Origin of the sequence: Serratia sp. ME47, from assembly GCF_903970925.1 — a bacterium.
In the GTDB taxonomy this organism is placed as follows: Bacteria; Pseudomonadota; Gammaproteobacteria; order Enterobacterales; family Enterobacteriaceae; genus Serratia; species Serratia ureilytica.
Window position 1 is genome coordinate 117733 of the sequence record NZ_CAJCKE010000008.1, and the last position, 20950, is coordinate 138682.

General features: G+C 61.7%; 22 protein-coding genes. 12 read left to right on the plus strand and 10 right to left on the minus strand.

Annotated features, from left to right (window positions below; genetic code table 11):
* Positions 1-5: 5 nt before the first annotated feature.
* The 4 genes from H7A77_RS10975 (at position 6) to H7A77_RS10990 (ending at position 2154) form a co-directional block, all read left to right on the plus strand.
* Positions 6-794, plus strand: coding sequence for a spermidine synthase (locus tag H7A77_RS10975; RefSeq protein ID WP_047026131.1), 789 nt, complete (start codon positions 6-8; stop codon positions 792-794).
* An 80-nt stretch (positions 795-874) separates the two neighbouring features.
* A complete protein-coding gene (locus tag H7A77_RS10980; RefSeq protein ID WP_004928567.1) occupies positions 875-1069 on the plus strand; it encodes a ribbon-helix-helix protein, CopG family in 195 nt (64 codons plus the stop codon).
* A gap of 147 nt (positions 1070-1216) precedes the next feature.
* Positions 1217-1618, plus strand: a complete 402-nt coding sequence (locus H7A77_RS10985) for a VOC family protein (RefSeq protein WP_015377846.1) — start codon at positions 1217-1219, stop codon at positions 1616-1618.
* The gene (locus H7A77_RS10990) at positions 1618-2154 is read left to right on the plus strand and encodes a dihydrofolate reductase family protein (RefSeq protein WP_170853049.1); all 537 of its coding nucleotides are present in this window, start codon (positions 1618-1620) and stop codon (positions 2152-2154) included. Before H7A77_RS10985 ends, H7A77_RS10990 begins: the two co-directional genes overlap by 1 nt.
* On the opposite strand, the gene H7A77_RS10995 is transcribed toward H7A77_RS10990, so the two are convergent.
* The 3 genes from H7A77_RS10995 to H7A77_RS11005 form a co-directional block, all read right to left on the minus strand.
* Positions 2139-3533 (minus strand): MFS transporter, encoded by a 1395-nt coding sequence (locus tag H7A77_RS10995; protein WP_089194731.1) that lies wholly within the window; start codon positions 3531-3533, stop codon positions 2139-2141. The genes H7A77_RS10990 and H7A77_RS10995 overlap by 16 nt on opposite strands.
* A gap of 113 nt (positions 3534-3646) precedes the next feature.
* Positions 3647-4714 (minus strand): oxidoreductase, encoded by a 1068-nt coding sequence (locus H7A77_RS11000; protein WP_033650432.1) that lies wholly within the window; start codon positions 4712-4714, stop codon positions 3647-3649.
* Between the two features lie 12 nt (positions 4715-4726).
* Positions 4727-5476, minus strand: a complete 750-nt coding sequence (locus H7A77_RS11005) for a DeoR/GlpR family DNA-binding transcription regulator (RefSeq protein ID WP_047026135.1) — start codon at positions 5474-5476, stop codon at positions 4727-4729.
* Positions 5477-5626: 150 nt separating this feature from the next.
* Between H7A77_RS11005 and H7A77_RS11010 the strand changes: the two genes are divergently transcribed.
* Complete coding sequence (locus H7A77_RS11010; protein WP_147880530.1) at positions 5627-6502, plus strand: alpha/beta hydrolase; 876 nt, start codon at positions 5627-5629, stop codon at positions 6500-6502.
* On the opposite strand, the gene H7A77_RS11015 is transcribed toward H7A77_RS11010, so the two are convergent.
* Both H7A77_RS11015 and H7A77_RS11020 read right to left on the minus strand, forming a co-directional pair.
* Entirely contained in the window at positions 6429-7646 is a 1218-nt protein-coding gene (locus H7A77_RS11015; RefSeq protein WP_182074175.1) for an MFS transporter, read from the minus strand. The genes H7A77_RS11010 and H7A77_RS11015 overlap by 74 nt on opposite strands.
* On the minus strand, positions 7637-8803 hold the full coding sequence (locus H7A77_RS11020; RefSeq protein ID WP_182074176.1) for a serine hydrolase: 1167 nt from the start codon (positions 8801-8803) through the stop codon (positions 7637-7639). Before H7A77_RS11020 ends, H7A77_RS11015 begins: the two co-directional genes overlap by 10 nt.
* Positions 8804-8924: 121 nt before the next feature.
* On the opposite strand from H7A77_RS11020, the gene H7A77_RS11025 reads away from it, so the two are divergent.
* The 6 genes from H7A77_RS11025 (at position 8925) to H7A77_RS11050 (ending at position 15291) form a co-directional block, all read left to right on the plus strand.
* Positions 8925-9812 (plus strand): LysR family transcriptional regulator, encoded by an 888-nt coding sequence (locus H7A77_RS11025; protein ID WP_182074177.1) that lies wholly within the window; start codon positions 8925-8927, stop codon positions 9810-9812.
* A gap of 225 nt (positions 9813-10037) precedes the next feature.
* The gene (locus H7A77_RS11030; protein ID WP_182074178.1) at positions 10038-11342 is read left to right on the plus strand and encodes an MmgE/PrpD family protein; all 1305 of its coding nucleotides are present in this window, start codon (positions 10038-10040) and stop codon (positions 11340-11342) included.
* Positions 11343-11361: 19 nt separating this feature from the next.
* Entirely contained in the window at positions 11362-12699 is a 1338-nt protein-coding gene (locus H7A77_RS11035) for an LLM class flavin-dependent oxidoreductase (protein WP_182074179.1), read from the plus strand.
* A 17-nt stretch (positions 12700-12716) separates the two neighbouring features.
* Entirely contained in the window at positions 12717-13631 is a 915-nt protein-coding gene (locus tag H7A77_RS11040; protein WP_142590816.1) for an ABC transporter substrate-binding protein, read from the plus strand.
* Positions 13628-14533, plus strand: a complete 906-nt coding sequence (locus H7A77_RS11045; protein ID WP_182074180.1) for an amino acid ABC transporter permease — start codon at positions 13628-13630, stop codon at positions 14531-14533. Before H7A77_RS11040 ends, H7A77_RS11045 begins: the two co-directional genes overlap by 4 nt.
* A complete protein-coding gene (locus H7A77_RS11050; RefSeq protein ID WP_164057756.1) occupies positions 14530-15291 on the plus strand; it encodes an amino acid ABC transporter ATP-binding protein in 762 nt (253 codons plus the stop codon). Before H7A77_RS11045 ends, H7A77_RS11050 begins: the two co-directional genes overlap by 4 nt.
* Positions 15292-15330: 39 nt before the next feature.
* Here the strand turns inward: H7A77_RS11050 and H7A77_RS11055 are convergent, their stop codons facing one another.
* The 3 genes from H7A77_RS11055 to H7A77_RS11065 all read right to left on the minus strand — a co-directional run bounded on the left by H7A77_RS11055 (position 15331) and on the right by H7A77_RS11065 (position 16659).
* Positions 15331-15468 carry an AcrZ family multidrug efflux pump-associated protein gene (locus tag H7A77_RS11055; protein ID WP_016927779.1) on the minus strand — a complete coding sequence of 46 codons (138 nt, stop codon included), beginning with the start codon at positions 15466-15468 and terminating at the stop codon, positions 15331-15333.
* Positions 15469-15661: 193 nt separating this feature from the next.
* Positions 15662-16132, minus strand: a complete 471-nt coding sequence (locus H7A77_RS11060) for an Rrf2 family transcriptional regulator (RefSeq protein WP_033650438.1) — start codon at positions 16130-16132, stop codon at positions 15662-15664.
* A gap of 131 nt (positions 16133-16263) precedes the next feature.
* Positions 16264-16659, minus strand: a complete 396-nt coding sequence (locus H7A77_RS11065) for a DUF427 domain-containing protein (protein WP_047026140.1) — start codon at positions 16657-16659, stop codon at positions 16264-16266.
* A gap of 231 nt (positions 16660-16890) precedes the next feature.
* Between H7A77_RS11065 and osmB the strand changes: the two genes are divergently transcribed.
* The gene (osmB, locus tag H7A77_RS11070) at positions 16891-17103 is read left to right on the plus strand and encodes an osmotically-inducible lipoprotein OsmB (RefSeq protein WP_182074181.1); all 213 of its coding nucleotides are present in this window, start codon (positions 16891-16893) and stop codon (positions 17101-17103) included.
* A gap of 155 nt (positions 17104-17258) precedes the next feature.
* Here the strand turns inward: osmB and H7A77_RS11075 are convergent, their stop codons facing one another.
* Positions 17259-18806: a methyl-accepting chemotaxis protein gene (locus H7A77_RS11075; RefSeq protein WP_182074182.1), complete on the minus strand. Its 1548-nt coding sequence runs from the start codon at positions 18804-18806 to the stop codon at positions 17259-17261.
* Between the two features lie 411 nt (positions 18807-19217).
* Positions 19218-20936, minus strand: a complete 1719-nt coding sequence (locus H7A77_RS11080; RefSeq protein ID WP_033643023.1) for a penicillin-binding transpeptidase domain-containing protein — start codon at positions 20934-20936, stop codon at positions 19218-19220.
* Positions 20937-20950 lie beyond the last annotated feature (14 nt).

A 20950-nucleotide genomic window follows, 5' to 3' on the forward strand; every position in this document is an offset into this window, starting at 1 on the left:
ATACCATGTCTCTGGTTGACAGCTTACTCAGAACCCTCGATTTCTCCCCGCGTGGCCAGGTGATCGCTCGCGAAGCCGACGCCTGGGGCGAAATCATCGTTTCCGATCACAAGGACTACCGCACGCTGCGGTTTGACGGCATCTGCGAGCAAAGCAAGATGAGCCTCAGCAACCCCGCGCAGCCGATCCACAACTACATCAAAGCGATGCTGATGGCGGTAGCCTGGCAGCCGCCGACGTCGGCGTTGATCCTGGGGTTAGGCGGCGGCAGCCTGCTGCGTGCGCTGCACGCGCTCGATCCGGCTATGCGCCTGGAGGTCGTTGAGCTGCGCGCCGCGGTAATCGCCGTCGCGCGCCGCTATTTTACGCTGCCGGCCACCGACACCATCAGCCTGCGCACCGCCGACGCCATGGACTTCGTGCGCCCGCCCGCCGAAACGCGTTACGATCTGATTTTCTCCGATCTTTATTCGGCGTTCGCCATGGATCCGCAGCAAGGCACCCAGACATTCCTGGAGAACTGCGCCGCGCGGCTGAATGACGGGGGCTGGCTGGTGCTGAATTACCACGATCTGCCCGACGAAAACAGCCTGCTGTACCACAGCCTGCACCGGATATTCGCCACCGTGCTGTTTTGCGTCGCCCCCAGCGGCAACGTGATCATTTATGCTACGCCGGCCCAGGTGTCGCTGCCGCTCAGCACGCTGCGCACGCTGGCCGCCGGCAGCGGCGAGCTGTTCAACTGCGAACTCGGCTACCTGTCACGCAAGATAGAGCGGCTGCATTTCCGCTAAAGACGAGCGGCGGCGCGGTCTGGCTGGCCGCTTCGCTCACATGGTATTATCATTCAGTCATCATTCTCTGGAGGACACTGATGGAAAAGAAAACGGCGCGGCTAACGGTGCTGATTGACCCGGACAAAAAGAAAGCCCTGGAAGAGCTGTGCCTGCAGCAGGATGTCACCCCTTCCCAGGTGGTGCGCCAGCTGATTCGCGATTATCTGCACAAGCATCAGGTGGATTATCCCAGCCAGCCGACCCACGCCAATCCTCGCGTCGAGAGCAATTGAGGCGGCCCGCCCCACAAACCGTGAAGCGCGCTTTGCCCCCCTGCGCGCGTCCCTAATCCGAATCCTCCACGGCGGTCTGTCCATCCTGCGCTATCGCTGCTACTGTTTTATCCGTTCATTATTCTCTCTTGGGAAAGGAAACGCGCCATGTTCAGCCATATTACCGTCGGCGTCAGCGATCTGGACGCCGCCGCCGCGTTCTACGACGCCATTTTGTTGCCATTGGGTTTACAACGGCGGGAAGTGACGCCGGACGGCGGCCCCGCCGCCCGCTGCTGGGTGATGCCGGGCCAAACGCTGCCGCGGTTTTATGCCTACCAACCCTTCGACAGACAGCCCGCCAGCGCCGGCAACGGCAGCATGCTGGCCTTTCTCGCCGCCGACGAGCTGGCGGTTAAACGCGCCTACGCCGCCGGCCTGCTGGCGGGTGGCAGCAGTGAAGGCGAACCCGGCGAGCGCGCGCACTATGGCAAAGGCTATTTCGGTGCTTACCTGCGCGATCCCGACGGCAACAAGGTCCATGTGGTTTACCGCGGAGATCTCGCCTGATGAAATGCTCGGTTTACATCGCCACCAGCGTAGACGGATTCATTGCCGGCCCGGACGGCGACATCGATTGGCTGCTGCGGCCCGAGTACGCGGTGTCGTTGCTCAATGGCCTGAGTTTTGAAGCGTTTATCGCCGACATCGACGCGCTGGTGATGGGCCGCCATACCTATGAAAAAGTCCGCGCCTTTCCCGAATGGCCCTATGGAGAACTGCCGGTGGTGGTACTGTCGACGCAATCCGCACCGCAGAGCGCAGAGCCTGTCCGCTGGATGAGCGGCGAACCGGCCAGCGTCGTGGCGCGGTTGGCCGAAGCCGGCTGCCGTCACCTGTATATCGACGGCGGCCAGACCGTGCAGCGTTTCCTGCAGGCCGGATTGATCGACGAATTGACGATTACGCGCGTGCCGCTGCTGCTGGGCGGCGGCATTCCCTTGTTCGGCGCCGATGCCCCTGAGCAGCGCCTGCGTCTGCTCGCCGTCACCCAGTCGGACAACGGTTTCGTGCAAGAACGCTACGCCGTTCAGCGCGCGTCATAACGCAGCGCCAGTCGGCGGCCGCCGAAGGCGATAAGCAATGCCGCCAACGCCAGCAACGCCGCCGCGCCGTAGGTGACGCGCATGCCGTAAGCCGCGGCCGCCGCGGCGCCCGCCACCCGCTGCGAGGCCAGATAAAACAGCGCCCCCATCGCCGACGCGCCGGTGATCGCCCCCAGATTGCGCGCCAGATTGACCATGCCGGCGATCAACCCGCGTCGTTCGGGAAACAGATCCTTCATCAGCACCGTGTTGTTGGCCACCTGAAACAGCGCATAACCGGCGGTCAACAGCGCGATCGGTGCGACATAGCCGAGTACGCCCCAGCGGCCCAGCAGCGACAGCAATCCCGCCCCGGCGGCCACTGCCGCCAGCCCAAGCTGGGCGATGCGTTGCGATCCAAAGCGATCCACCAGATAACCCGCCGGAATACCGGTCAGGATCGCCACCGCCGGCCCTGCCGACATCACCAGCCCCACCTGCGCGGCGCTTAACCCCAGCGCGCGCGACAGATAAAACGGCCCGACCACCAGCGTGGCGGTCATCACCGTCATGACCAACGCGCTGGCCGCCAGCCCCGCCGTCAGGGCCGGATGGCGAAACATCGTCGGCGCCAACAGCGGCGACACGGCGCGGCGTTCCACGCGGATAAACAACCCTGCCGCCAACAGAGCGCCCAACATCAACGCCAGGTTAAGCGCGCCGAAATCACCGCGTCCCAGAGTCATCGCCAGCGAGTAGCAAAGCAATGCGCCGCCCAGCAGCAGCGTGCCAGCGCGGTCGAACGGTTCAGGGCGCGTCGCCGCCCGCGCCCCATCCGGCAAGTATCGCCAGGCGAGCCACAACGCCAGCAGCCCCAGCGGCAGGTTGATCAGGAATATCGTTCGCCAGCCGAAGCCGGCGATCAGCGCGCCGCCCAACGACGGCCCCAGCGCGGTGCCCACGGCCGACATAGTGCCGAGCAGCCCCATCGCGCGGCCGATCTTTTCCGTGCCCAGCGCCTCGCCCGCCAGCGCCATGGTGATTGACATCATGACTGCGCCCCCCAGCCCCTGCGCCAGGCGCGCCGCCAGCAGCAGCCACAGCTGCGGAGCCAACGCACAAGCCAGCGAAGCGGCGGTAAACAGCGCGATGCCCGCCAGCAGCAGGCGGCGGCGATTGAGGCTGTCACCCAAGCGGCCGATGCCGATGATGCAGGTGGTGACGGCCAGCAAATAGCAGAGCAGCACCCACTGCACTGCCTGGAACGAGGCATGGAATGCGGTGGCGAGCGCCGGCAGCCCGACGTTGGCGATGCTGATGCCGAGCGATGACAGCAGCATACACAGAGAAAGTGCGGCCAGTATGCCGCGGACGCCCTGCGGCGAAGGATGGGATAACATGATAAGCACTCCTGACATAGACTGAGGCTTAGCCTATGTCAGGGGCTGGGATGGCGGAAGACGCATGCGATGCACTGTATCAATGCATCTGACGCCTTATCTGGCGCGATGCGTTACCAGGCGGCGATCTCCGCCTCGGTGAGCGGCAGCGTTTGGGTTACGCCGGTTTCCGCCGCCAGGGTGGCCGCTTCCAGCACCGCCATCACCGCCAACGCCTGCGATGCGGTGACCGGGTTGGCGCCGGCGCCGCGCAGCGCGTCACGCACCTGGACGTAATATTGGCGCTGATCGCCATCCGGCGTCGGCAACGTACGCACCGGCTCCGTGCCGATAAACAGGCTCATCGCGTCGTCGTCTTTACCCCACTCCGCCGAACCCGGCGTTACGCCGGCCAGCAGTTGGCTCTCCTGCCCGTCGGCGCGCGCTTTGACCACGCTGCCTTTATCGCCGTGCACGGTAAAGCGCGACACGCCGCCCGCCACCAGCATGCTGCCATGCAAAATCACGCGGTGCGTCGGGTAGTTCAGCACCACATGCGCCCAGTCATTGATCTGCGCATTGGCGCGCAGCGTGGCGATGTTGGCCTGCACGCTGTGCGGCAAACCGAACAGCTGCAGCGCCTGATCGACCATGTGCGGCCCCAGATCGAACCACAGCCCGCTGCCCGGCAGATTCTGCTCGCGCCAGCGCACCCGCACTTCTGGGCGGTAACGATCGATGTGCGACTCAAAGTGCGTTACCTTGCCGATCAGTCCCTGCTCGATCACCTGCTTCACGCCCAGGAAATCGCTGTCCCAGCGGCGATTCTGGAATACCGACAGCAGACGGCCGTGCTTCTCCGCCGCTGCAATCAGCGTGCGCGCCTGCGCCAAATCCAGCGTAAACGGCTTATCCACCACCACGTGCTTGCCCGCTTCCAGCGCAGCCAGCGCCAGCGGCGCATGGGTGGCGTTCGGCGAAGCAATCACCACCAGGTCCACTTCCGGCAAGCGGATCGCCTCCAGCGGATCGGCGATCACGCGCACGTGCGGCAGATCGGCATGGACTTTGGCGGCATCGCGCGAAGCCACCACGCTCAGCGCCAGACCCGGCACCGCGTTAATCAGCGGCGCATGAAACGCCTTGCCGACAAAGCCGTAACCAATCAGCGCCACCTGCAACGGTTGAGCGTTATCGTTCATCAGGGTTCTCCTCTAGCGGTCGTCGGCGACGACACAAAGTTCAATCATTGATTGCTCGTCCAGGTTATCCCACGGGCGATCGGTAAACAGGCGTTGGATCTGCGCCAGATCCGCCACGTGATGCGGCTCGCAGCGATCCAGCTTCATATGGTCGGCCACCAGCCAGCGCTCGCCGCTGTTGGCCATCATGGCGCGTTTGACCTCTGCATCGGCCTCTTCGCCGGCGCTCAGCCCCAGCTGAGAATGCACCGCACAGGCGCCCAGCAAAGCGATGTCCGCGCGGTAGCGTTCCAGCAACGCCAGCGTCGCGCTGCCGGCGAACAGCCGTTGGCGCGCGTCCCACTGGCCGCCGAGCAGGATCAGTTGGATCTCCGGCTTATCGCTCAGGCACTGCGCGATATCCAGCGAGGCGGTGATCACCGTCGCCGGGCCGCGCAACGCTTGCGCCACCGCCAACAGCGTACTGCCCGCATCCAGCATCAGGGTGCTGCCGGGCGGGATCTGTGCGGCCACCGCGCGGCCGAGCCGCTGCTTGACCTGCGGCAACAGCGCCGCGCGCGCCTGGCGCGGCATGCCGGACGGTTCGAGCGCTATCGCGCCGCCGTGATGTTTCTGCGCCAACCCCTGCCGCTCAAGATCGGCCAAGTCGCGGCGCACGGTATCGACCGAAACACCGATGGCGCTGGCCAATTCCGCCACCGCCGCCTGACCGCGTTCGCTGAGCAAATCCAGTAAATGGCGCTGTCGTGCCGCTTTGTGCATGGGATTATTCCGCATTAAAAAAGCATAAAACGGCAATATACAGCAGATAACAGCATTGGAGAAGCCGCAATTGTGCGCACCGGAGATCAAACATCTTTTCCCCTGCGGGACGATGATGAAGACATAACGCATAACAATCCGGAGAAACGCATGAACATCGATCTGACGTTTGAAGACCTGAGCGCCCGCGCCACGCAATACAACGCCCGCGCTTCGGTGGAGGATTTTGACGCCTGCATGGCGGACTATGCCGCGCTGGCGCAGCGCGCCAAAGCGCAGACGCCGGGCATTTACGATCTGCGCTACGGCATGAGCGCCGCCGAGCGTCTCGATCTGTTCCCGGCCAGCGCACAGCCCGCCCCGTTGCTGATCTTTATACATGGCGGCTACTGGCATTCACAGCGCAAAGAGGAAGCCTGCTCGATGGCCGCCGCGTTCGCCCGCCGCGGTGTGGCGGTCGCCACGCTGGAATATACGCTGGCGCCGGAAGCGACGCTGGCGGAGATCGTGCATGAGGTGCGCAGCGCCGTCGCCTGGCTTTATCATCACGGGGCGCCGTTCGGCATCGATCCGGCGCGCATTTTCGTCAGCGGCAGTTCGGCCGGCGGCCACCTGTGCGGCATGCTGATCGCCGACGGCTGGCAGCAACGCTATCGCCTGCCGCCCGATGCGATCAAAGGCGCGCTGGCGCTGAGCGGCCTCTACGATCTGCGCCCGCTGTGCGATATCTACATCAACGACTGGCTGCACCTGACGCCCGAACAGGCGCAAACTCTCAGCCCGCTGTTTTTGCTGCCGGCGAAAGCGCATGCGCCGCAGATCCTGCTCGACGTCGGCCACCGCGAAACGCAAGGCTTCAAAAACCAAACGCAGGCCTATTATGACGCCTGCCTGGCGCGCGGTCTCGACGTCCACCTGCTGGCCGACCGCCACTGCAATCACTTTACGCTGGTCAACGAGCTGGCGGATGCGGAAAGCGCGATGTTTCGGCAGGTGATGGCGATGATCGACGCAACGCAACGGTAGCCTGCCGCTGCAACCGCAGCCTGGCGGCGATCGTAAGCACCGCCAGCGCGGCGAATAAGGCTCCGCACAGCAGGCTGCCCTGTAGCCCCCACGCGGTGATGGACCAGCCGCCCGCCAGCGAGCCCAGCGCCACGCCCAGATTGATAAAGGCGATATACAGCCCGGTGGCGAACGCCGGCGCCTGGGGGGCTTCGGATGTCAGCCAGATCTGCGTCACGATCAAACCGCTGGTGTGCGCCGCTCCCCAATACAGACAAAGCGCCGTCATCGAACCGATATTCGCGCTGCCGTAGTGATACAGCAGCGCATAAGCCGCAATCAAGGCTAGCGGGTGCAGCAGCACCGTCAGCGCTCGATGGCGGCTCAACCCCTTGCCGGCCAACAGGTTGCCCGCGACACCGCCCACGCCGAACGCCACCAGAAGAAAGCCGATGGCGCCGCCGCTGAGGCCGATTTCACGGCTGAGATATTCAGCCGCGTAAGCATAGACGGCGAACATGGCGGCAAAGATCAGCACGCAGGTGATGATATTCAGCCACAGCGTCCCGCTGCGCAGGATCGTCAGCTGTTTGCCATAACTGAGGCGCTGAACGGCGACGTCGGGCAACCGCATCAGCAATCCCGCCGCTGCCAGGAGATTGACCCAGGCACAGAACCGGAACGAGGCTTCATAGCTGAACTGCCCGGCGATCCATTGCGTCAACGGTATCCCCAGCACCATGCCCATACTGGTGCCGATGAACGCATAGGCGGTTGCTTTGGTGGCCTGATGCGGGGGATAAAGCGCCGCGGCCGCCACCATGGCCAGCGAAAAATAGATCGGATGAAACAGCGCCGGCACAATGCGCAGCAGCATGAGCATGGCGAAACTGTCCGTCTGAGCGGACAGCGCGCTGGCCGCCGCAAACACGGTCAACGCGATCAACAACATGCGTTTGCGATTGAATCGCGACGCCAGCAGCACCAACAGCGGCCCGAGCAGCGCGATGGTCAGGGCGAAGATCCCGACCAGCCAGCCGGCCTGCGCCGTAGAGATGCCATACCGTGCGATGATCTGCGGCAAAATGCCCACCACGCCGAACTCGATGCAGTAGACGCCGAACAACCCCAGCGCGATAAAGAAAATCGGCGGCATCAGGCGCATTGCATCGCTCCCGTCGCGGCATAGACCGCCTGACAAATCTCGCCGACAAAGGCGCCGGACATGCCCTCCAGCGCCGTGTTGGTAAACGCCACCACGCTGAGCTGCCGGACAGGATCGACGAACCAGGAATGGCCATAGGTGCCGCCCATTCGCCAGGTCCCCACGGACTCCGGCGTTTGCGCGGCGATGGGGTCTTTCAGTACGGTAATGCCGAGGCCGAAACCGCGCCCCGGCCAAAACGGCATCGGCAAATCGCCGATCTGGTTGCCGGTGAACGCCGTCACCCAATCGGTTGGCAGCACCGGCGTTCCTCCCTGGCGCAACGCTTCCAGAAGGCGCAGGAAATCCTCGGCCGAGCCGACCATGCCGGCGCCACCTGAGGCGTAAGCCAACGGATCCAACGCTCGCGCCGGCGACAGATGAAAACCGGCGCTGCCATCGATAAACGGTAAATGATCCGGTTGGCGCAGGCGGCGCGGCTCGCCGGGATGATCGGCGTAAGCGGCCGCCAGGCGCGCGGCGTCCACCGCCAGGAAATCGGTATCCGTCATCGCCAGCGGCCCGGTCACCCATTTTTTTACTGCCTGCGCCAGCGGCAGGCCGCTCGCCTGTTCGATCGCTGCGCCCAGGACATCGGTCGCGATGGAATAGCGCCACGCCGCGCCGGGCGGAGCCAGCAAAGGGGCGCAGGCAATGCGCCGTACGTTTTCCTGCAGGCTGACAGACGCGTCATCCATGCCGTCGGAGACGCCGAGCCGGGCATAGAATCCCCCTTCCGGCTGGAAAAAACGGTAGCTTAATCCGGCGGTGTGGGTCATGAGATGCCGTAGCGTCATCAACGGCGTGGTGCCATCCGCCAGCCGCGGACGAAAATGCGGCAGCCAACGGGTGATGGGATCCTCCAGCTGCATACGGCCTTGCGCCATCAATGCCAGCGCCGCCGTGGACACGATCGGTTTGGATACCGAAGCCAGACGGAACAGCGTATTGAACGCCATCGGCCGGCCGGCTTCGCGATCCGCCAGCCCCGCCGCGCGGCGATAAAACATATCGCCCCCCTGCGCCACCAAAACCACTGCGCCAACCAGCCGTTTTTCCGCCAGCGCGTTATCGATCGCCCGGTCTATCACGCCCGCGGTATGCCCATATGCACTCATCGTCATTGCTCCAGATAATCAGCCCATGCTGTAGTCACCGAGCATAGGGCCTGGCGATTAGCGGAAAAACAGGCTAGATTTCCCTTCATAACGGACATTAACGTCCGCAATAGGACAAACGATGGATAACTTAGCCGGCGTGAGCGCCTTCGTGCAGGCCGCTGAAACTCTCAGCTTCGTTGACGCCGGCCGCGTGCTCGGCATCTCGGCCTCGGCGGTGGGGAAAAGCATCGCCCGCCTGGAGAACCGATTGGGCGTGCGTCTGTTTCACCGCAGCACGCGCAGCATGACGCTAACCGCCGAGGGGCGGCGGTTTCTGCTGCGGTGTCAGCGTATTCTGGAGGAGATGGCGGCGGCGGAACGGGATATCAGTGATACGCATAGCGCGCCGCGCGGCAAACTGCGCGTCAGTCTGCCGCTGGTGGGAGGCCTGTTAAATCCGGTATTGGCGGAATTTGTCCGGAATTATCCCGATATTGAGCTGGAAGCCGATTTTTCCGACCGTCGGGTCGCGGTGATCGAAGAAGGGTTCGATGCGGTGATCCGCGTGGGCGATACCGAGGATTCTCGCTTAATGAGCCGCCAACTGGGCACGTTTCACCTACAGTTGGTGGCGGCGCCGGACTATCTGCGCCGGGCGGGAATACCCCGCCAGCCGGCAGAACTGCGCGATCACGCCCGCCTGTTATACAGATTCCCCACCACCGGCAAAGTCGAGACCTGGCCGGTGGCGGGCGGAGATAAACTGCTCGACGAAGGCCTGGGCAAGCGCACGGTATGCAACACCGTCGATACGCTGATTTACCTGGCGGAACAGGGCCTGGGCATCGCCTGCCTGCCCGATTTCGCGGTGCGACAGGCGCTGGAGCAGCAGCGGCTCCAACCGGTGCTTGGCGACCACTGCCGACACAGTGGCAGTCTCAAAATTCTCTGGCCTTCAAGCAAACATCTTACCCCGCGTCTCAGGGCATTTATCGACATCATGAGCGTTCGCCTTTTCTCGGCCTAAGTCCTCTACCGCGTCAGAACAAATTCAGCTTTGCTTTGCACAAAAATAGCTAAAGCGCAGTCTGGCGCGCCTGCCAGCAGCCCTGACGGCGGCGCAGCGCCGTCGTGATATTCCATTCAGTGATATGGAAGCGCCGTTCGTTCTTTCGGGACAAAGAAAACCGCCACACAATACCTTTCACCCCGCACTCGTGCATAACCATCTATAAATTCAGGTGTTAACGCCTTGTCATTACCGATAACCGTCCAATTCGCTCATCTGATATTGAACAGCCAGCCGGATCAAACCGCCCTGTCAGCCGCTCGCCGCGGCGTGAAAGATTACTTCGCCTGCGCATTGCCGATTGCCCGCGGGGCGTTGAGCGATGCCGGTCTGGCAGCGATCGGCGCGACGTTTCCGCCGAACGGCAGTGAGAACCGCGCACTGCGCTATGGCTATGTCAGCCACTCGTTGGACTTCGATGATTACCATCCTGCGCTGCGTGGACATCCGAGCACCGTAGTGCTCTCCGCCCTGCTGGCGCTGAACGGTGAGAGTGACAATGTCACTGAAGTGTTAACCGCCTATGTCATCGGCGTAGAGGCCGCTGGCCGGCTGGGATTGGCCGCTGGCACGCAACATTACGCACTGGGTTTTCACAGCACCGCTACCCTGGGCGCGGTCGCCGCCTGCGCCGCCGTGGCGCGTTATCTGCAGCTTGACCAGCGGCAAACGCAGATTGCTCTGGGCCTGGCGGCCACGCAGGCAGCGGGCCTGCGCAGCCAGTTCGGTTCGGCGGCCAAACCGCTGCACGCCGGCCTGGCGGCACGCAACGCGGTCAACGCCGCCCTGCTGGCTCAGGCCGGTTTCATCGGCCAACCGGAGGGCGTGCTGGACAGCCTGCTGGCTTCCCACGGCGGCGGCCGGCAAAAACCGGAATATCTGACCGCCGGTTGGGGCACGCCCTGGCGCATCCTGCAGCCGGGGCTGGAGTTCAAGCGCTACCCGACCTGCGGTGGCACTCACAGCGCGGCCGAGGCGGCGCTCGCCCTGCGCGCGCGGCTGCAGGAACAAGGCGACGCCCTTGCGGAGATCGCAAAGATTGAGGTCAGTTTTCCGCCCGGTGCAGATACCGCGCCCTATATTCACCAACCGGCCACCGGTGTGGAAGCGCGCTTTAGCCTCGAATACGTCATCGCCGATGCGCTATACCACGGCGAGGTCCCGCTGATGCATTACGGCGAACAGCCGGTCGATGCGGCTATCGCCGCCCTGGCGGCAAAAGTTGAGCGCCATGTCGATCCCGCGGCCCCGCCGGACGCGCTCGATCCGGAGATGCGCTTCCATCGCCTGACCCTGACGCTGCAGGACAGAAGGCAAATAAGTGACATGGTCACAAGAAAGCAAACCGCCGCCCGGCCAACAGACCTCGACGCCAAGCTGCGCGCCATTTTGCAGCTGCTTCCGGGCCTCGAAGGCGAGAGCGTTATCCGCGACTGTGCGCTTATGTCCCCTGGCGCGCTGCCGCGACTGATTGCATTGTTAAATTAATAATAAAACAGGAATAACTATGAGTACTTCACCTTCAACACCATCGCGCCAACTCCGTCTCGGCCTGTTCGTTCAGGCGCTGGGGCACCACATCGGGGGATGGCGCGCAGAAGGCGCCAGCGGTTCACCGACCGATATCGACTGGTTCACCTGGATCGCAAAAAAAGCCGAAGAAGGCACCTTCGATATGTTCTTCGTCGGCGACGCGCTGGCGACCAGCGTGCACCGCCTGCCCTCGACGATGTCACGCCTGGAGCCGCTGACGCTGCTCGCGGCGCTGGCGGTCAATACCCGCCATATCGGGCTGGCGGCGACCGCCTCCACCACGTTCGATCAACCTTTCCACCTGGCGCGCGCCATGGCCTCCATCGACCATATCAGCCACGGCCGCGCCGCATGGAACGTGGTGACCTCATTCTCCAGCGATGCGGCGCGCAACTTCAGCCGTGAAGATCTGCCGTCGCACGCGGAACGCTATGAAGTGGCGCGGGAATTCCTCGAGGCCAGCTACAAACTGTGGGACGGCTGGGAAAAAGACGCCATCGTGCGCGACAAGCAAAATGGCGTGTACGCCATCGACGAGAAAATCCACGCCGCCAACCATAAGGGCAAGCATTTCTCGGTGCAGGGCCCGCTGAACATTTCCCGCTCGCCGCAAGGGCGGCCAGTGATCATTGAGGCCGGCTCTTCCCCGGCCGGCCAACAGCTGGCGGCGGAAACCGCCGAAGTGGTGTTCACCGCCGCCGCCAGCCTGGAAGAAGGACAGGCTTTCTACCGCAGTCAGAAAAAATACGTGGCCGACGCCGGCCGCAACCCGGACTACCTGCTGATCCTGCCAGGTGTGATGCCGATTGTCGGCCGTACCAAAGAAGAAGCGCGGGAAACCTGGTATCAGCTGAATCAACTGGTGGATATCGATAACGGCATTGAGCAGCTGTCGGCGCGCTTTGGTTTCGATTTGAGCGATTACCCGCTGGACGGCCCGGTGCCGAACGTGGGCGCCACCGAAGGCGGCCAAAGCCGCGTGAAACTGCTGACCGATCTGGCCGCGCGGGAAAACCTGACGCTGCGCGAGCTGGCGGCCGTCGCGGCCGGTTCGCGCGGCCACCGCGTGGTGGTAGGCACCGCCGAAGAGATCGCCGACGACTTCCAGCTATGGCTGGAACAGCAAGGCGCAGACGGCTTCAACATCATGCCGGCGGTGTTGCCCAACCAACTGGAACTGTTCGTCGAGCTGGTGATCCCGGAGCTGCGCCGCCGTGGCCTGTTCCGTGAGGAGTATCAGTATGCAACCCTGCGTGAAAACCTGGGCCTGCCTGAACCGGCAATCAACTTCGCTAACGTAAAATCGGCTTAATCCGCAGGGAAATCATGATGAAAACCACATTCAAACGCACCGTACTGTCCCTGCTGTTGGCTTCCTCCACGCTGGCGCCGTTGGCCGCCGGTCATGCCGCTGAAGGCGATGTTCCCTTCAAGGCGGCGGTGAAAGCTGCCGCCGATCCGGCGCTGCACGACAGCCTGCCTGAATCAATCAAAAAGGCCGGCTATATCGTTGCCGGCACCAACCCGAACACCCCGCCGACCACTTTTTACCAGGCGGACAACAAAACGCTGGCCGGGCGTGAAATCGACGTGATGAGCGCGATTGCCGATCGCCTGGGCGTGGCGATCCACTGGAAGGACACCGGCGGTTTCGACAACATCATCCCCGGCCTGAAGTCCGGCCGTTATGACGTCGCGCTGGCCAACATTGACGCCAACAAAAAGCGCTTCCAGCAGGTGGACTTCGTCGGCTATTACAACGCTTCCAAGCTGGCCTTGATCGCCCGCAAAGACGCTGCGCTTGGCCCTTACACCGAGCTGGCCCAGTTGTGCGGCCAGACCGTCGGCGCCGGCGCAGGTACCTCGCAAATAACTCGCCTGCAGCAGGCCAGCGATCAATGCGTCGCCGCCGGCAAACCGGCCATCACCATGCCGATCTTCCCGGACCGCCCGGCCGGGGTGCAAGCGGTGATCAGCGGCCGCGTGCCGATGTTTTTCGGCCCGTATGAAGGGCTGCGCTACCAGGCCACCCACGTCAAACCGCTGACGCTGGCCGGTGATATCAACATCGACGGCACCACGGTGGCCATCGCCCTGCCGAAAGGCTCCGAACTGGTGAAACCGGTGCAGGCAGCGCTAAATTCACTGATCGCCGACGGCAGCTACCAGAAAATCCTCGACGGCTGGGATATCGGTTTTGGTGCAGTGAAAACCGCCGGCATCAATGAAGAGATCGCAAAATGAGTGGGCAATACCCTGTCGACGACGCGGAACTGAGCATCGTCGGCCACCGGCATTACGGACGCTGGCTCAGCGCCCTGGTTGTGCTGCTGATCGTCGCCGTTATCGTCAATTCCATGCTGCACAACCCGCGCTTTGAATGGTCGGTGGTGGCGGAAAACCTCACCGAGGCGTCCATCCTCAACGGCGTGCTCATGACGCTGAAGCTGACGGTGATTTCGGTAGTGTTCGGCTTCGCCGGCGGCGTGCTGCTGGCGCTGATGCGCCTGTCGGCCAATCCGGTATTGGTGGCGGTAAGCTGGTTCTACACCTGGTTCTTCCGTGCAGTGCCGATGCTGGTGCAGCTGTTCCTGTGGTACAACATCGCCGCGCTTTATCCCCGCATCAGCTTGTGGATCCCGTTTCTGGGCGAAGTCGCCAGCGCGCCGACCAATACCCTTATCAGCACCTTCAGCGCCGCGGTGATTGCGCTGGTGATGCATCAGTCGGCCTATGCGGCGGAAATTGTGCGCGCAGGCATCCAAAGCGTCAGCAGCGGCCAGTTGGAAGCCGCCAAAGCGCTGGGCTACCGTCGTGGGCAAATCCTGTGGCACGTGGTATTACCGCAGGCGATGCGCACCATCCTGCCGCCGGCGGGCAATGAAGTGATCGGGCAGTTGAAAACCACCGCGGTGGTGTCGGTGATTGCCCTGCAGGACGTGCTGTATTCGGCGCAGATCATTTACCAACGCACCTACGAGGTCATCCCGCTGCTGCTGGTCGCCACCCTGTGGTATCTGGCCATGACTTCGATTCTGTCAATTGGTCAATACTACGTGGAGCGCTATTTTGGCCGCGGCACGCAGGCAACGCGCAGCGGCCGGTTCTTCCTCAACCGCAAAGCCCCTCAGGGAGGTGAACAATGAGCGCATCCATCCACATCAACCGGGTGCGGAAATCCTTTTCCGGCACCGAAGTGTTGAAAAACATCAGCCTGACCATTCCGGCAGGTTCGGTAACGGTGATCCTCGGCCCTTCCGGCTCAGGCAAGTCCACCCTGTTGCGCTGCATCAACCACCTGGAAAAACTGGACGGCGGCACCATTCGCGTTGGCGAACAGCTGATCGGCTATCGTCAAAAAGGCCGGCATCTGTACGAGCTGAAAGAAGCCGAGGTGGCCGAACAGCGTAAAAGCATCGGCATGGTATTTCAGCAGTTCAACTTGTTTGCGCACCGCACCGTGTTGCAAAACGTCAGCGACGCGCCGCTGCGGGTGAAAAAGGAAAAAAAAACCGAGGTGCAGGAACGGGCGAAGCAGCTGCTGGCCCGCGTCGGGCTGGAACATCGCATCAACGCCTGGCCGCGTGAACTGTCCGGCGGCCAGCAGCAACGCGTCGCCATCGCCCGCGCGCTGGCGATGAACCCGCAGGTGTTACTGTTTGATGAACCGACCTCCGCGCTCGATCCTGAATTGGTTGGCGAAGTGCTGCAGGTGATGAAAGACTTGGCGCATTCGGGCATGACCATGGTGGTGGTCACGCACGAAATCGGCTTCGCCCGCGAAGTGGCCGACCAGATTGTCTTTATGGATCAGGGAAAGGTGGTTGAAACGGGCAGCGTGCAGCAGGTTCTGGATGCGCCGGGACATGAGAGGACGCGCAACTTCCTGGCGACGGTATTGTAACCCTCCGTCAGGGGGCGTTGCGTCCCCTGACGTTCAAATTCAGCCGTTATTTTTTCTGCCGATAGCGGAAAAGACGTTGAACACTTCACCCAGGCCGTAAATCGCGCCGAGCAAGACGGCCACCATTACCGGCACCAGGACCACCACGGTGGCCAAGCTTTCAATCATTTCTAACATCGTTCTCTCCTGGTTTATAAGCACAGCGAATCTGCGCCGGAAGAAAAGGTTTCCGGCCAAACGGTCGATTATCGTGGGGAGGCAGTCTAAAACGTGAGCTACATCACACTTGATGCGAGCTAATGTAACTTACACAATTACATTAACGCAATGCAAAAAATGCTCTGCGCGGAACGGGGTTTGGCGTGATTTTTTACTGCGTATCTGCTTGATATTGCGGTGAACAAGGGACGAAGGGATAGCCGGCGCGCAGCTCAACCTGCCCGGCCATTTCGGCGATGCTGGTCTGCGCCAGGCTGGCTTCCAGCGCGTGACCGACGCGCGCAAACTCTTGCTCCAGCACCGGGGTAATGGCGTGGCCGATATAGCACGCCTCGTTAGGCCGGGTGCGATGCAGCGTGAAATAAGGTTGATCCTCCACCGCGCGATACACGTCCAGCAGAGAAATCGCTTCCGCCGGCCGCGCCAACAGCGCCCCGCCGCCTTGCCCCATCTGCGAATAGGTCAGCCCCGCCTCCGCCAACGCCCCGAGAATGCGCCGCACCACCGTCGGATTGGTGTTGACGCTGCGGGCGATATCTTCGGAACGCACCGTCTGGCCGCGACACAGCGTGATGTTGGTCAAAATATGGATGGCAACGGCAAATCGCGTAGAGGTAGACACCTTGGCACCTGCTCAGAGTTTCGCTTATGTCGGATTAAAACATAAGGAAAGCGTATCAATTTCCGGTAATACACATAATGAGTAGGGATAAGTGGAATGTCAACCTTCCCCCGCCCGAAGGCGGCGGCGGCTCAGGCTTCGGTACGGATCGCCGTGACTTTGTCGGGATAAAATGCCAGATGATCCTTGATCGCCACCACGGCGTTGTAAGGCATTTCATAGCTCCAGGCCACATTGTCCCCCTGTGGGCCGTTCAGCGTGAGGGAGAAATAACTGCAGTCGCCCTTATAAGGGCAGTAGCTCACGTGCGTGCTTTTATGCAGCAGCGCCATATTCACATCCTCACGCGGAAAGTAAAACACCGGCGGATAGTTGGCTTCCTGCAAGATGAGTACATGACGGCTGTCGGCCAGGATTTGGCCAGCGCCGCGCACCACGACCCGCGTCGGATGGCGGGTCAGCGTAATCGGATGGTCCGGGCCGGGAATTTTCACCGGTTTGCCGGATGCGGAAACGAGCTCGGACATGGCGGCCTCCAGCGTGTGCGCCCCGCCCCTCGTGAGGCGTCTTCCCAGTATAGCCGAACGGTTTTGCCGACGGCCGCACATTCGGCGAGCGATCGCTTTTCACCGCGCCAAAATTAAGAATTTTTACCTGTTCGATTTTCTTTCGGAGGAATACATTCATCCCAACTTCTACCGGCGAGTTAATCGGATTATTTTTAATCCATTAATTAGCCAATTTACCAGGAACTCATTATGAATATTAGACGTGCCGCGGGTGTGTTGGTGGTGGTAATGGCGACGCTTTCCGTTACCGCATGTGGGCATATGTCCAATCGCGATCGCAACACGGCGATCGGTGCGGGCGTCGGCGCCGTGGGCGGCGCGGTATTGACCGACGGCAGCACGCTGGGCACCCTCGGCGGCGCAGCGCTGGGCGGCATCATCGGCCACCAGACCAGCCGTTAATTCTCCCGCCAAAAATAACCTCCGCAGGCCGACGCTTTTTTAATCCACACGCGCCGGCCTGCTTTTATTTACTCCGCTGAAATTCCTCAGGGAGCGAACCTAAATAAATAACGTTAAGCGCGGCTTTATTATTCATTCACCTGCGCCAGGGTTATTTATTGCGCCAGCAGCCTGAAACGCGCCATCGCTTTTTCCAATCGTTCCGATTCGCCCTGCAGCAACTGCGAAGCCTCGGTCACCGCGTTCACCACGGCGCCGGTTTGCCGCGCCACCTGATTCAGCCCGGCGATGCGCGCCGTCACGTCCTGAATGCTCTCCCCCTGATTGAGCGACGCCAGCGAGATCTCCCCCATCAGTGCGCTAAACGTGTTCACCAGATCGATAATTTGACGCAAATTGCCCGCCAGCAGCTCTACCGCTTGCGACCCCTGATCGATTTGCTGCAACGAACGGTTGATCAGCTGCTGAATATCGCGCGTAGAATGGCTGCTCTTCTGCGCCAGCAGGCCCACTTCTTTAGCGACAATGGCGAAACCGCGGCCGTGAACGCCGGCGTGCGCGGCCTCGATCGCCGCATTCAGCGCCAGAATATTGGTCTGAAACGCCACGCTGTCGATCAGCGCCACAATGCCGCGCATCTCGGCCGATTGGTTGACGATCCCTTGCATTGAGACGTTGACGGTTTGCATCATCTTTTCACCGGCGCCGGCGCACTGCCTGGCCTGTTCGGTGCGTTGATTGGCCAGCTGCGCGTATTGGCCGTTTTCTTCCACCCGCGCCGCCAACTGCTGCACGTGCTCGGTCGCCAACTGCAATTCGCCGTCCTGCTTCGCCGACTGCGCCGTCAACTGTCGATTGCCGTCCGCCAGCCGCCCGACGCCGTTCAGGATCCCGCTCGCCGCATCGCGCACCTCACTCACCAGCCGCTGCAGGCCGTTTTGCATGTGGCCAATGCTGGTTTGCAACTGACGCATTTCGCGGTTAACCGCCCGTTCAGGCGGCAACGGCCGCGAAAGATCGCCGGCGGCCAGCACGTTGAGATGGGCGATCGCCCTTTGCAACGGTGCGATCACCCAACGAGCAACGCCGAACCACACACCCACGGCGATCAGCGCCAATGCCGCGAGCGCGCCGAGCGCATAGGTTTTGGCCTGCTCCAGCGCCGCCAATTGCCGCAGGTTGACGTCATCGCCGCGTCGTTCGTTCAGCGCCTGATAAGCGAGATACTTCTCGTTGAAATCCGCCTGAAAAGCCTGGATCGGCACGGCGAAAAACGCATCGATGCTGTCGCTGCGTTGCAGCCCTTGCGCCTGCTCCTTCAGACCGTCATAGAACAGGCGATAACTGCCTTTCAGGGCGTCAGCGGCCTCGGGCGCCGTCGCGCTCAGGCGCTCAAACCGGGCGAAGGCCTGCTCTGAAGCCTGCAACGCCGCCAGCGATTCATCCAGCAGGCTATGCCAGCTGCCGTCGGAGCCGGTGGCTTTATCCTGCAGATAGTAAATGCCCGCACGGTTCAGGGTATCGCTGGCCGTCAGCAGCGACAGCCTGGCGCGATCCATCGCCGCCTGCTGGCGATGCAAAGCGTCGCCCGTCACCAGGTTAATCTTGGCGTCGCGCAGAATATTGGAAATAAATACGGTGGAAAACAATTGCAGCAGAGAAAATAGCGCGATAACGCAAATTACGCCGCTTAATAATCCCATACTTTTGCCGAAGCCAAACGCGCGCGGCAGCGCCGTCGCAGGTTTTACCCTGCGGCCAAGTGTCAGTTTTATATTCATGATTTTTAGTCGGTAATACCAGGATGCTGCGAGTCTAACGAGCATTGATGACACGACGATTACAGCCGCCCATAGGCGGGTGTTGCCGGGTTCGGAATGCGTTGAAATCATGTTAAGGCGTGAACGAAAGAGGGAATTGTCTTGGTGAGAAAATAAGCTTCTCTGCGAATCGCCAAATAAGAAATATTATTTTAGAAACAGAGAAATTCATTCAAGTCGAATATCAATCAATACCTCAAGGCATATCCATAATAAATACTGCCGTAGGTTAAACTCGTTGTATTGAAGCGTGGGTCAGACATTTTCTGACCCACTCACTTCCCGCTTAAATCCTCACCCTTTAACCGACGACACCACATTGAGCGGCTGGGCATCCGGCAGGATATTCATGTGCTCCAGCACCTGGGCCATGATCTTGCCGAACACCGGCCCGGCTACCGAGCCGCCGAAGTGCTTGCCGGCTTTCGGGTTGTTGACCATCACCACCAGCGCCACCTGCGGATCGCTGGCCGGCGCCACGCCGGCGGTATAGTTGATATAGCCGCCGTCGTATTTGCCGCTGGGGCCCATTTTCTCGGCGGTACCGGTTTTGATCGCCAAACGGTAGCCGGGCACCGCAGCACTCACCCCGCTGCCGCCCGGCAAGGCGTCGCTTTCCATCATATGCACCACGGACCTGACCGTATCGGCCGGCAAAATGCGTTGCCCCATCACCGGCGGCGTCACCTTAGTGATCGACAGCGGCCGATAAATACCGAAGGAACCGATCGCGGCATACTCGCGCGCCATTTGCAGCGGCGTCACGCGCAGCCCATAGCCGAAGGAGAACGTGGCGCGTTCGATATCGGCCCAGCGCTCGCGATGCTGCGGCAGGTAGCCGCTGCTCTCGTTGCCGATGCCAAGCTCGGTCGGCCGCCCCAGGCCAAAGCTGCGGTAGACCGCCGGCAGCACCGTGGCCGGCAGCGCCAGCGCAATGTGCGATACCGCGATGTCGCTCGATTTTTGCAGCACGCCGGTGATGGTCAGCTTCGACCAGTGGCCGACGTCCTTGATCAGGTGACCGTTCACCCGATACGGCGTGGTGTCCAACACGGTATCCGGCCGGATCAGCTTATGTTCCAGCCCCACCATCACCACGACCGGTTTCACCGTCGAACCCGGTTCGAAGCTGTCGCTGCTGCACACGTTGCGAATGTCTTTCGCCGGCGTGCTGCCATAGTTGTTCGGGTTGAACGACGGGTAGCTGGCCATGCCGAGGATTTCGCCGGTGTCGATTTTCACCAGCACCGCGCAGCCGGAGTCGGCCTGGTTAGCCACCACGCCGTCGCGGATCTGCGCATAGAGCACGTACTGGATAAATTTGTCGATGCTGAGCGTCACATTCGGCGGTGGAACCGGATCCACGCTTTTAATCACGCCGATCACCGCGCCGCTGCCGTCCTTCTGGTAGACCCGCAGGCCGTTTTTACCCTGCAGCAACGGGTTGAAGCCCAGCTCGATGCCCTCCAGCCCCTGATTGTCCTGGCCGACGATGCCGATCAGTCCGGCCGCGTCCTGGCCCATCGGATAGAAGCGGCTAAAATCCTGCTCGGTGCTGACGCCGGTCAGGTGCAGCTTGCTGATATAAGCGGCGTTGTCGTCCTCCACTTTGCGCGCCAGGTAGACAAAGCGTTTGTGCGCGTTGCTCTGGATCAGATGCTGCACGTCCGCCAGCGGGATCTTCAGCACGTTGGCCATGCTCTGCCAGCGTTCGTTGCCGGTATCGGTCTGGGTATCGAGAATATGCTTCGGATCCAGCACGATGTCTTTCGACGACACGCTGACCGCCAGCGCCTCATTGTTGCGATCGGTGATCATGGCGCGGTTGGTCGGCACTACCTGGGTGCGAATCGAGCGCTGATCTGCCTGGTTCGCCAACTGCTGGTGTTCCAGCAGTTGCAGGTAACCGACCCTGAACGCCAACAGAAAAAAACAGACCAGCATGCCGGCGCAAATCCAGCCGAAACGAACTGTGGAATAGGTTTTACCGCTCTTTTTGGTCGATGGCGCCACTGTTGTGTTAACCC

Excerpts from the sequence above, each read along its gene's own strand:
- H7A77_RS10995 (WP_089194731.1), bottom strand. The coding sequence starts at position 3,533 with ATGTTATCCCATCCTTCGCCGCAGGGCGTCCGCGGCATACTGGCCGCA.
- osmB (WP_182074181.1), top strand. The coding sequence starts at position 16,891 with ATGAATATTAGACGTGCCGCGGGTGTGTTGGTGGTGGTAATGGCGACG.
- H7A77_RS10980 (WP_004928567.1), top strand. The coding sequence starts at position 875 with ATGGAAAAGAAAACGGCGCGGCTAACGGTGCTGATTGACCCGGACAAA.
- H7A77_RS11040 (WP_142590816.1), top strand. The coding sequence starts at position 12,717 with ATGAAAACCACATTCAAACGCACCGTACTGTCCCTGCTGTTGGCTTCC.
- H7A77_RS11005 (WP_047026135.1), bottom strand. The coding sequence starts at position 5,476 with ATGCACAAAGCGGCACGACAGCGCCATTTACTGGATTTGCTCAGCGAA.
- H7A77_RS10990 (WP_170853049.1), top strand. The coding sequence starts at position 1,618 with ATGAAATGCTCGGTTTACATCGCCACCAGCGTAGACGGATTCATTGCC.
- H7A77_RS11020 (WP_182074176.1), bottom strand. The coding sequence starts at position 8,803 with ATGAGTGCATATGGGCATACCGCGGGCGTGATAGACCGGGCGATCGAT.
- H7A77_RS11050 (WP_164057756.1), top strand. The coding sequence starts at position 14,530 with ATGAGCGCATCCATCCACATCAACCGGGTGCGGAAATCCTTTTCCGGC.
- H7A77_RS10985 (WP_015377846.1), top strand. The coding sequence starts at position 1,217 with ATGTTCAGCCATATTACCGTCGGCGTCAGCGATCTGGACGCCGCCGCC.
- H7A77_RS11045 (WP_182074180.1), top strand. The coding sequence starts at position 13,628 with ATGAGTGGGCAATACCCTGTCGACGACGCGGAACTGAGCATCGTCGGC.
- H7A77_RS11055 (WP_016927779.1), bottom strand. The coding sequence starts at position 15,468 with ATGTTAGAAATGATTGAAAGCTTGGCCACCGTGGTGGTCCTGGTGCCG.
- H7A77_RS11000 (WP_033650432.1), bottom strand. The coding sequence starts at position 4,714 with ATGAACGATAACGCTCAACCGTTGCAGGTGGCGCTGATTGGTTACGGC.
- H7A77_RS11025 (WP_182074177.1), top strand. The coding sequence starts at position 8,925 with ATGGATAACTTAGCCGGCGTGAGCGCCTTCGTGCAGGCCGCTGAAACT.
- H7A77_RS11075 (WP_182074182.1), bottom strand. The coding sequence starts at position 18,806 with ATGGGATTATTAAGCGGCGTAATTTGCGTTATCGCGCTATTTTCTCTG.
- H7A77_RS11035 (WP_182074179.1), top strand. The coding sequence starts at position 11,362 with ATGAGTACTTCACCTTCAACACCATCGCGCCAACTCCGTCTCGGCCTG.
- H7A77_RS10975 (WP_047026131.1), top strand. The coding sequence starts at position 6 with ATGTCTCTGGTTGACAGCTTACTCAGAACCCTCGATTTCTCCCCGCGT.
- H7A77_RS11015 (WP_182074175.1), bottom strand. The coding sequence starts at position 7,646 with ATGCGCCTGATGCCGCCGATTTTCTTTATCGCGCTGGGGTTGTTCGGC.
- H7A77_RS11010 (WP_147880530.1), top strand. The coding sequence starts at position 5,627 with ATGAACATCGATCTGACGTTTGAAGACCTGAGCGCCCGCGCCACGCAA.
- H7A77_RS11065 (WP_047026140.1), bottom strand. The coding sequence starts at position 16,659 with ATGTCCGAGCTCGTTTCCGCATCCGGCAAACCGGTGAAAATTCCCGGC.